8 protein-coding genes and 2 pseudogenes are annotated in these 10,038 nt (G+C 41.4%); 2 read left to right on the top strand and 8 right to left on the bottom strand.

Features of this window, described 5'->3' with window-relative positions; genetic code table 11:
• Window positions 1-82: 82 nt before the first annotated feature.
• Complete coding sequence (locus tag EV207_RS23775) at window positions 83-214, bottom strand: hypothetical protein (protein ID WP_279389208.1); 132 nt, start codon at window positions 212-214, stop codon at window positions 83-85.
• A 247-nt stretch (window positions 215-461) separates the two neighbouring features.
• Between EV207_RS23775 and EV207_RS18900 the strand changes: the two are divergent.
• Window positions 462-811 (top strand): annotated as a pseudogene (locus EV207_RS18900) (VOC family protein).
• Between the two features lie 606 nt (window positions 812-1,417).
• Here EV207_RS18900 and EV207_RS18895 read toward each other — a convergent pair.
• The 4 genes from EV207_RS18895 to EV207_RS18880 form a co-directional block, all read right to left on the bottom strand.
• Complete coding sequence (locus EV207_RS18895) at window positions 1,418-2,404, bottom strand: flagellin N-terminal helical domain-containing protein (RefSeq protein WP_132747712.1); 987 nt, start codon at window positions 2,402-2,404, stop codon at window positions 1,418-1,420.
• A gap of 63 nt (window positions 2,405-2,467) precedes the next feature.
• Window positions 2,468-2,629, bottom strand: a complete 162-nt coding sequence (locus EV207_RS18890) for a carbon storage regulator (protein WP_132747711.1) — start codon at window positions 2,627-2,629, stop codon at window positions 2,468-2,470.
• Between the two features lie 364 nt (window positions 2,630-2,993).
• Window positions 2,994-4,280, bottom strand: a complete 1,287-nt coding sequence (gene kynU, locus EV207_RS18885) for a kynureninase (RefSeq protein WP_132747710.1) — start codon at window positions 4,278-4,280, stop codon at window positions 2,994-2,996.
• Window positions 4,281-4,433: 153 nt separating this feature from the next.
• Window positions 4,434-5,837: an amino acid permease gene (locus EV207_RS18880; RefSeq protein WP_132747709.1), complete on the bottom strand. Its 1,404-nt coding sequence runs from the start codon at window positions 5,835-5,837 to the stop codon at window positions 4,434-4,436.
• Window positions 5,838-6,089: 252 nt separating this feature from the next.
• On the opposite strand from EV207_RS18880, the gene EV207_RS18875 reads away from it, so the two are divergent.
• Window positions 6,090-6,716 carry a TetR/AcrR family transcriptional regulator gene (locus EV207_RS18875; protein WP_132747708.1) on the top strand — a complete coding sequence of 209 codons (627 nt, stop codon included), beginning with the start codon at window positions 6,090-6,092 and terminating at the stop codon, window positions 6,714-6,716.
• 65 nt (window positions 6,717-6,781) lie between these two features.
• Here EV207_RS18875 and EV207_RS18870 read toward each other — a convergent pair whose 3' ends face one another.
• The 3 genes and pseudogenes from EV207_RS18870 to bla all read right to left on the bottom strand — a co-directional run bounded on the left by EV207_RS18870 (window position 6,782) and on the right by bla (window position 9,940).
• Window positions 6,782-8,509, bottom strand: coding sequence for a M14 family metallopeptidase (locus tag EV207_RS18870; protein WP_132747707.1), 1,728 nt, complete (start codon window positions 8,507-8,509; stop codon window positions 6,782-6,784).
• A 278-nt stretch (window positions 8,510-8,787) separates the two neighbouring features.
• Window positions 8,788-8,889: pseudogene (locus tag EV207_RS18865) on the bottom strand (DinB family protein); the annotation flags it as partial.
• 115 nt (window positions 8,890-9,004) lie between these two features.
• Entirely contained in the window at window positions 9,005-9,940 is a 936-nt protein-coding gene (bla, locus tag EV207_RS18860) for a class A beta-lactamase (protein WP_132747706.1), read from the bottom strand.
• Between the last annotated feature and the right edge of the window lie 98 nt (window positions 9,941-10,038).

The following is a 10,038-nucleotide window of genomic DNA, read 5'->3' as shown; positions in this document are numbered from 1 at the left end:
TCATTTTTAAGTTCACTCCTAGGTATTTTCATAGTTTAATACCTAGTATTGTCAAGGAATCTAGTCTTCAAACCCATAGATTTTAGCGAAGAAGCTCATAATTGATATGGTCCCTATTGACTTTAATCTTCACCACAAACGATGCAGATGATCCATCTTGGGCAAACACATTGCCTCTTACCTCATACAAATCATCGCCAATTTCTTTAATCATTGTCATGTCCTGACTAGAATACTCAAGGGAAAGATGCAACTTATGAAGCATTTAAAAATAGGGTAAAAGACGACAAAGAATAATTGTTAAAAAATATGTTAAGGGGGGCTCATACAACACTTTTACAGTTGGATGGACTTTTGTTTTTTTCGGCCAAAAGGCTTGAATGAACCTGACATCCAACAAGGATTATTTGCCATGATTGTAGAAACTAATAACAACTTCTGAAAATTCAGGAGATGAAAAAATGAAGGTCAAACGAATTGTTGCCAATATTGAGACGCACGACTTTGCCAAAGCAAAGCACTTCTACGAGGAAATTCTCGGACTTGATCGACTGATGGACCTGGGATGGATTGCAACATATGGCTCGCACGAGGAAATGAATACTCAGATCAGCTTCCTCTCACAGGGTGGCTCAGAGACCCTGTGCCCGATCTATCAATTGAAGTTGATGATGTCGATGAGGCGCTGAGTCGCATCAAAGAGGCAGGGATTCCAATCGAGTACGGACCAGTGCAAGAACCATGGGGCGTTCGTAGATTCTTTGTGAAGGATCCATTCGGGAAGCTTATCAATATTCTTACCCACTTGTAAATGAATGTCTCTTGAAAATCATTAAAAGGAGCGGGTATGATCTGTTCCTTTTAAATGTTGGCTGCTTAGGAGTGATATAACTTTTGGGAAGAATAAGGACTGTTCACTATTCCAATCCCATTGTTCTTTTAACCTTGTTTATCTCCTCTTCGGTTTACCAAACGCGCTGCTCTAGCGCCTCTATATTGTTATAGGCGCATCATCCGACAACCTTTAGCAGTTCAAAATTTTTCGTTGAGGCTTGAGGGGGATAATGAAAGGGATGGTAGGTAAGATTAAGCTGGGGGCGGATTTGAGGAGATTGGGGGCAACGGAGGATTTAATTAAACGTTTGATTAATAATTTGAACGCAACAATTACAAGGAACTTTTTAACTTTCTAACCTCTAATCATAGTTCGGTTTGTAACAAAAGGCTTAAATCAGGTTTTTAGTACTAGGACAATTTTTTCACTTTTAAAATAGCGGTTTGCTTTATCCATTAGCCATCATTTGTTTTCATGAGTGATTTGTAATGGGATCCTGAATTTTTTAATTGCCTTCTTATTTTTTTCATCCAAATCAAAAGAAGAGAACCCTAGCAAAGCTAGCGCCCCCTCAAAATATCATTAACGAAGAAGTTGAAGCACACCTTGAGGCCGCTGGTTAGCCTGAGCCAACATAGCTTGAGCAGCTTGGTTAAGGATGTTGTTCTTAGTGAACTCCATCATTTCCTTAGCCATATCAACGTCACGGATACGTGATTCGGCGGCTGTTAAGTTTTCGGAAGATGTTCCAAGGTTGTTGGTTGTGTGTTCTAGGCGGTTTTGGTAAGCACCAAGTTTAGAACGCTCTGCTGAAACCGTTTCAATAGCGTCATTAATTTTTGTAATAGCAGAATCAGCCGCGCTTTGTGATGAAATATCAATTCCTAATGCCCCTTTTACACCATCCGCCAACTTATTATCGGCTTGTAAAACAAGGTTTCCAGAATCATAATATCCAGCAGCTGTTCCCGCTGTGGCATCTGCAGCTTGCCAAGTACCTATAACAGTAGTCCCATCTTGGCCAATTAAGGTCCCGTCAGTATTATTTGAAGTATAAACTTTACCCACCTGTAATGCATCAGAGCGCATATCATTTACTGAGATGGTAAGGTTTTGTCCTTCGTTTGCTCCAATTTGAAAAGTTCCTGAAAAGGAACCATCTAATAAATTCTTAGTGTTGAACTCCGTGTTATCACCAATTCTTGTAATTTCAGAAGCAAGTTGGTTTACCTCTTTTTGAAGTTCTTCACGATCTGTATTCGTATTCGTATCGTTAGAAGACTGAACGGCTAATTCACGCATACGTTGAAGGATGGAATGTGTTTCATTCAATGCACCCTCACCAGTTTGAATAAGGCTAATTCCATCCTGTGCATTCTTCGAAGCCATTTCTAACCCACGAATCTGCCCTCTCATCTTTTCCGAGATTGCTAGCCCAGCTGCATCGTCACCAGCTTTGTTTATTCTTAGACCTGAAGAAAGCTTTTCTAACGCCTTCTGTGTATTGTTCCCGTTGATGTTTAATTGACGATAAGTATTCAACGCCGCGATATTGTGATTAATTCTCATTTTTTATGACCTCCGTGTTTGAAATATTAAGAAGCACATCCATATGCTTCTTTTTTCAATGATTTACTTTTTTTCTTCCAACAGTTCTTCTCTAACAATCGATACATCTTTTGGTGCATCGATACTAAGACGCAACATGTTGTCCTCTGTCTTAATGACAGTGATCTTAATGTCATCGTTAATGATGATGGACTCCCCGGGTTTTCTGCCAAGTACTAAAGCCATGCCAACTCATCCTCCTTGATGATTCAATTAATATATCGGATCTTTGATTCATTTATTTAATAGAATAAGAAAAACTTTTGATTATAAACTAGATTAAAAGCCTGCCTGTCTTAAGAAGGATATAAAAACTTATTCGTAAAAAGAAAAAGGTATCACATCAAGGAGCTCCCTACTCCATTATGTGATACCCGAGCATTCAGGTTTTATTATTTAGTTGGACCCTTCTTAGTTATTTTTCAGTCATTGCTGTTTCTATAAAAAAAATAGCCCCCTCCCCCTTACCAATCACAACAAACAAAAAGCCCTCAGGATCAGAGGACTTTTTGTTTGTTATTTTTCAATACACCTTACCTTATTTCGGTCATTAAGCGACAACTTCACGTTTATTTTCAAACTGTTTGTACTGTTCCTCTTGCATAATCTTTTTCAAGATTTGAACTGATTTCCACACGTCTTCGTATGAACTGTAAAGCGCCACCGGTGCGAGGCGGATGCCGTTTGGGGCGCGGAAATCCGGGATCACTCCGTTTGCTTTTAACGCTTTGCAAATTCGGGCTGCTTCTTCGTGTTCCAAATAAATATGGCCGCCGCGTATAGCATCATCAGTCGGATTTCCGAGTGCAAAGCCCATATCTTTTAGCTCGTGTTCAATAAGATCCATCATATATCTTGTGATGTGCAATGATTTCTTTCGAAGATTAGCCATGCCTGCTTCTTCAAAAATTTCAAGCGAACCAATTAATGGGGCAACACTTAGCAAATGCGGTGTGCCCATTTGATAAGCTCCGGCATCCTCTGCGGGCGTTAATGTATGCTCCATGTCAAATTGTTTACTTTTATCAGAACTAAACCACCCTGCAAGTCCTGGGACTCGTCCGAAATGCGTTTTATTCACATATAAGCCGGCAACGCCGCCTGGTCCGGCATTTAAATATTTGTAATTGCACCATATGGCAAAGTCAACGTTCCACTCGTCAAGGTTGTGTTCTATTGCACCGATTGAATGGCACAGATCAAAGCCAATTACAATCCCGCGCTTATGTGCTTCTTCCGTTAGACGCTTCATATCAAGAATTTGTCCGCTTCGGTATAAAACGCTTGGCAATAAGATTAAAGCGATCTCATCTGTCATGGCTTCGATAATATCATCTTCTTCAAGCGTTTGGCCATTCCGGCTTTTCACCTGGACAAAATGGGTGTCGGGATCATAGCCTTTTAATTTAACCTGACTTTGCAGAGCATAGATGTCTGTAGGAAAGGTTAAGTCATCAGCAAGGATTTTTGTCCTTTTGCCTTTTGGCTCATAAAATGTTGCGACCATCTGATGAATATTTGTTGTTGTGGAACCGGTGACGATCACTTCTTCAGAAGCTGCACCGATCAATGGAGCGATTCTTTCTCCCAGCTTTTCCGACAGCTCATACCAAGGATATTTTCCTTCCGTCCAGCCATCAATACCAAATTCTTTCCATGAATCGATTATTTCTAAAAGAGACTTTTCTGCTCGTTTTGAACATAATCCAAGCGAATTGCCATCGAGATAAATCATGCCCTCTTTAATATAAAACTCATTTCGAAATGATGCTAATTCATCTCGCTTATCAAGCTCACAGGCATAATCCTGGGTATAGTCGAACGCTTTTTGAGTCATATCATGATCCCCCTTATTTGAATATTTGTTTCATTAGGTCTGTGTTTACTGTATCATCGAAACTGACATGATGTCAATGACATGATGTCAGTTTTATGCAGCAGCTGTCATTCCTGTCGAACGGGCAACGACGAGATCGCAAGCTAACCAATTTTAACTTGTCTTTTTGGACATATCCTCGTTTTCTTTTGAATTGGATTGATGTCTATTTTTCTTTTTCCAAATGATATAGCCAATAGAGAGGAAGATTAGCCACGGAACACCAAATTCAAGCATGTTTCTAAAAGGTGTAAACCATGTGGTGATCATTAGGCTTAATAAAACTAGGCCGCCTAATATCGTTAAATACGGGAAACCAATCATTCGGATCGGCAATTTTCTTCCGCCGTTTTTCTCCCACCGCTTACGGAAAAACAAATGGGAAACAAAGATGACAAACCATGTGAAGATCGAACCGAACATGGATATTCCCATCATGAATGAATAAGAGGACCCGGGAAGGAATGCACTGACCCCTGCGGCCAAAGCAATTCCAACTGTCGATACCGCGAAAGCTCTTAACGGAACGCCTCGCTTGCTTACCTTTTTAAAGAAACGCGGGGCGTAGCCACCCTCTGATAATGAGTACATCATACGCGTCGAAGCATATAACTGACTGTTCATCGCAGATATTGCAGCCACTAAAACGATAAAGTTCATAATTCCAGCAGCGCCAGGAATATGGATCATTTCTATGACTCTGACAAACGGACTCTTATCTACGCCTGCGGATTTCCATGGCACAATCATTAACATAATAGTCATGGTCAAAACGTAAAACACTGCAAGGCGAAAAACAGTGGCTTTTAAGGCTTTTGGCACCGCGACATCCGGCTCTTTCGCCTCACCCGCTGTAATCGCTACCATTTCTGTCCCTAGAAAGCTGAATAGAGAAACGAAAATCGCTACCCATATTCCCCAAGGTCCAAATGGCATGAAACCGCCATCATTTACAAGATTATGCGGGCCAATGCTTGGATCATGTTTCCCGCCAAACAAGATATATGCGCCAAGAAGAATGAAAAGCACGATCGCAACGACTTTAATCATGGATAGCCAATACTCTAACGAAGCAAATGTATTGACACTCTTCGCGTTAATATAGATTAATATCGCAGCAAAAAGCAAAATCCAGATCACGCCCGGAACGTTCGGAAACCAATATTTCATATAGATGGATATTGCACTGACCTCTACTCCTATTGCAAAGACTTGAGCCACCCAATAGGAGTAACGCACAAGAAAGCCTGCCCAGGGATTTATATATTTCTCAGCAATTGTTCCAAATGCCCCGGAAGTAGGATGTGCAACTGTCATTTCGGCCAAACACCCCATTAACAGCAATACGATAAACGCACCGACAGCATAACTAATGATGACACTTGGCCCTGCCAAACCAATAGCAAGTCCACTGCCGAGGAACAATCCTGTTCCGATGGCACAGCCCATCGCAATCATCGTAAGCTGACCTGTCTTCAACTCTCTTTTTAAGCCTTGTTCCTTATTGTGCTCACCCATATTTTGTCCCCCCTTTTTTAGAAACCGCTTACACATATAGTGACAATTCCCTGCTGCCTAAGACTCTATCACTTAGTAAGGAAAAGCTTATCAAAGAATATGACATCATGTCAACATCTATAATCAAAGTATTCCACCAATTGTGTAAAACCAAGAGTATTATTGTAATTTAACAAAGCGCCTTTAATTTTTAGAGAATGCCTTATATGATAGAATATAATCATTAAAAAAATGAGGAGTTAATAGATAGTTATGGACAAAAAGGGAGTTGAAACCAGCGATAAACGCCATTTGCGGTCAATGATTACAAGAGAAAAAATATTAAAATCCGCAAAAGAGGTATTTCTTGAAGAAGGCTTTCAAAAAGCAACGATTTCTCAAATGATCAAAAAAGCAGGAGTCGGTTACGGAACGGCATATGTTCATTTCGAAGGAAAAGATGATATCTTAATTGTTTTAATGGAAGATGTCATGGCGAAGTTTTACGAGATTGCCGAAACCCCATTTTCCCCTCGTTCTAAGGAAGAGGCGAATGACATTATTGAAAACCAAGCCTATTCTTTCTTAAAATTGGCGGAGAAAGAACGTGACATCATGTGTGTCCTTGAACAGGCCATTGGCGTCTCCCCTGAAGCGGCAAATAAATGGAAAGAAACGCGCGAAAAATTTATTCAGCGAATTTTAAAAGACATTCACTACTCTCATGAAAACGGCCTAACGAGGGCAGGCTTGAACTTTGAACTTGTCGCGCGCGGGTGGTTTTTTGTAAACGAAATGTATCTGTGGGAAATTGTTCGGGGTGAACAACGAGCACCTGTAGAAGAAATTGCCGAAGCAATAACTTCTGTTTATACAGCGGGGCTTTATAAAGGGGTCTGACCCCTGTTATGTGAATAACTTTTCAAAGGGGCCAGACCAAAAAAGGTCTGACCCCTTGCCACTAATCAATCAACAAGTGGTTTATCGTCCATATAGCGGTAAACGGGCACTTCGTCGCCAACATTTACAGGTAAATAATTAAATGTCACGTAGCTGTCGCCGGATTCGGGTTCCAGCGCCAAAGCGGTAAGATTAGCTGCCGGCTGAGCCATGCTGTACACATAGCTTCCTTTTGGGAAAAAGACCTTTTTCTCCTTCACGTTCGTCTTTACATGATTCAACAAGTGGCCTTCGTAATATTGGTCATCGAATTCTGTATCTGTCACCTTATATGTTTCTACCGTTAATTCCTTAGCTTCTTTTAGCCGTTTCACTTCAACGCCTTGATTTCTCAGCTTGTCCGCAATATCGTGGTATGCAGGGGGCATGATGTATGCCTTTGGACGCACCCGTTCCAATGTTGGCTCAGCTTTTTTGGAACTGTAGTACTTTACCGGGATGTCTACAACTTCTCCCTTGGCAATGTCAACGACCTTTTGTTTCTTGCCTTTCATCTCCTTAAATGCACTTTGAAGCACAATTTTGTCGTTGTTGTTGACACTTTTACCTTTTCGTACAATCTCTGATCTGGCGCCATTAACGGCTGCTTTTACCTCGCCAGCTCGTTCCGCAGCTGTTTTCAATATACTGGTTTGGGCGACAACTTGCGAAGCCACGCGGCGTTTGAAATTTTCCCGGCCGATGCCGATTCCTCTGCTTTCAATAAGGAAAGAAAAGCTCGGCTGAAGGCCATAGGCATTTCGGCCGATCCGTGCATCTCCCCCGCCTTCATAAAGTGTCGGTTCACCGCCGGAAGAATGGCGGACCGTATAATATGTTGAGGAAGAATAACCATGCTTATCCAAATTCTTAAAGGCATTTTTGAGAAACCAGTTATCGGATTTTGTTCGGATTGATTTTGGAATGTTAAGGTTTTTGCCAGATAATAAGAGGATATCGTGATATTTTACCGCTCCCTTTTCTCCGATGTCAGGAAAAGCAGGCGTTGCGCCATACTCATGAGCATCGATCACGACTTCCGGATTATACTTATTGAATGCCTTGTGAGCAGCTCGAATTTCGGGAAGTTCGAGTTTGACGTGATCACGATTTGCATCTAATTGATTAGCGGTTCGGCGTTGAAAGTAATAAGAGCCATCTGGATTCATTCTCGGCATGACAATAACATTAATCTTATCAAGCACCTCTTTGCCAAGGTCGCCTTTTGCCAATTTTTCCGCCGTAACCAAGACAGACTCCCCGCCAGCCGGCTCATTTCCGTGAATCTGACCCTCGAGCCAAACTGTCGGTTTCCGCTTGAAATCCATTGAGTTTTCATTCTTGCTCGTTGTAAAAATAAGCAAAGGCAGCTTCCGCCCCTCAAGCGACTTCCCCGCTGTTTTAACCTTCATTACATCGCTTGAGCTTTGCAATTCTTTTATAAACCTCATCATTTCTTTTTGTGTAGTAAAGTTCCATTTGCCTGCTTTAAATCCAGGTGTATCAAAATCAACATCGGGTTCTGGGTACAGTGCTTTTACCTGTTCAGGCTGCTCATAATCTTGACCGAAAAACGGTGTAAAGCTTGAGTTCGTTTGTCCCGCGGCAGGCGGTGCAGCCTTTTCCCGGGCTGAAGGTGTCTTGTCAGGTTGATTAGAATTCGTTGATGCTAAGCTTAACTGGCCCGCTCCAAACATCAGTGAAAAGATCATCACAGTCAAAGCAACAAGCGCCAACACTTTCTTTTTAAACATGTGATCCTCCTCCTTACATTTTGTAAAAATGAGATCAACTGCCCTCAGCTTGTCCTATTAACCAAATTTAACTAGTGAAGATCAACCACCTCCTCTAAGCATTTTCGGCAAACACTGACATTTTTCGTTAATTTATTTAATTTAATTCTATTTTTAGTTGAGGATTCCTTGCATCGAAAGACTCGTTATGAAGATTAGTACTTTCGCAGTAACGCGGGGAGGTATTTTTCGTAAGCATGGAAAAAAACCCGCCAATGGCGGGGGCGGGCTTTTCTTCGCTAAACCCTTGTTTTTAAATATAAATAAACACCATAATCTGTCGGAACAGAAGCATAACCCATTTGTCGTAACATAGCTGTGATATTACCACTTGACTCTGTTTCTTCTTTTAGTTGTTCGGCTAACGTCAATGCATGGTTCATGTTTCATTTGAATCTCCTCTTTTTCAAGTCATATTCTTACAAAGGTCCGTCCCCTTTAGAATCTACCATAATATCACTCTACCTTACCGCCGGCTTTAAGGATATTGATGACTTCCTTTGTTGCCTGTGCAATAAGCTTGTCATTATAACCCTTATCCTTCTTATCGCGATTAGAAAGGATGGCAAGAACAATAGGGTCTCCTTTTGGCGGCCAAATGACAGCAATGTCATTTCGTATGCCATATGATGGTGATCCGCCGGATTTATCTCCAACTTCCCAGCCTTTTGGCACACCCGCACGAATTAACGTATCCCCAGTAGTGCTTCTTTTCAGCCAATCTACTAAAAGAGACCGTTTTTTTGTTGGAAGTGCGTCACCGATTGTGAACGCCTTAAGGCTTTCAGCAAGCGCCTTCGGTGTGCTAGTATCATGCGTTTCACCCGGCTTAACTTCGTTTAATTTTGGCTCGAAATTTTCAGGATTGGTCACGTTATCCCCAATCTTCCTGAGCGATTTTTTAAGGCTGCTCGGTCCGCCCAGTTGCTTAAGTATGAGATTCTCCGCAGTATTATCACTGTATCGAAGAGCAGCATCGCAAAGTTCCTTAAGAGTCATTCCTGTATCAACATGCTTCTTCGTAATCGGATTATAGTTGACGAGATCATCTTGGGTATAGGTAATTGTTTGATTAAGGTCTGCTAATGACTTTTGTTGCAATAGTGCCCCTACAGTTAAAGCTTTAAGGGTGGATGCATATGCAAAACGTTCATCTGACCGATACGTTACAGTTTGGTTTGTGCCAGTGTCGAGCGCAAAGATGCCAAGTCTGGCATCAAATTTATCCTCAAGTTTGGCAAAATCTTCTGTTTTTGCGGTATCCGGATTTTTTTGTTCAGGTTGATCAGAATGGGTTTTCTTCCCTGATGAACAACCCGCAAGCATGACACAGGCGAGCAGTAATATAGGTGCAACATTTTTAAATCTAAATCTACTAAAAATCTTATTCATTTAAAATCAAACCCCTTCCCACTCATTGGTAGACTAAGTAACATTCGACTGCTTTCACTCTTTACTAAACTGAACCTTCTCACCTCCCCTTTCGCATG

Source organism: Scopulibacillus darangshiensis (assembly GCF_004341035.1).
Taxonomy (GTDB): Bacteria; Bacillota; Bacilli; order Bacillales; family Sporolactobacillaceae; genus Scopulibacillus; species Scopulibacillus darangshiensis.
Note: the sequence above shows the minus strand (reverse complement) of the source record. Positions and strands in the feature narration are given on the sequence as shown.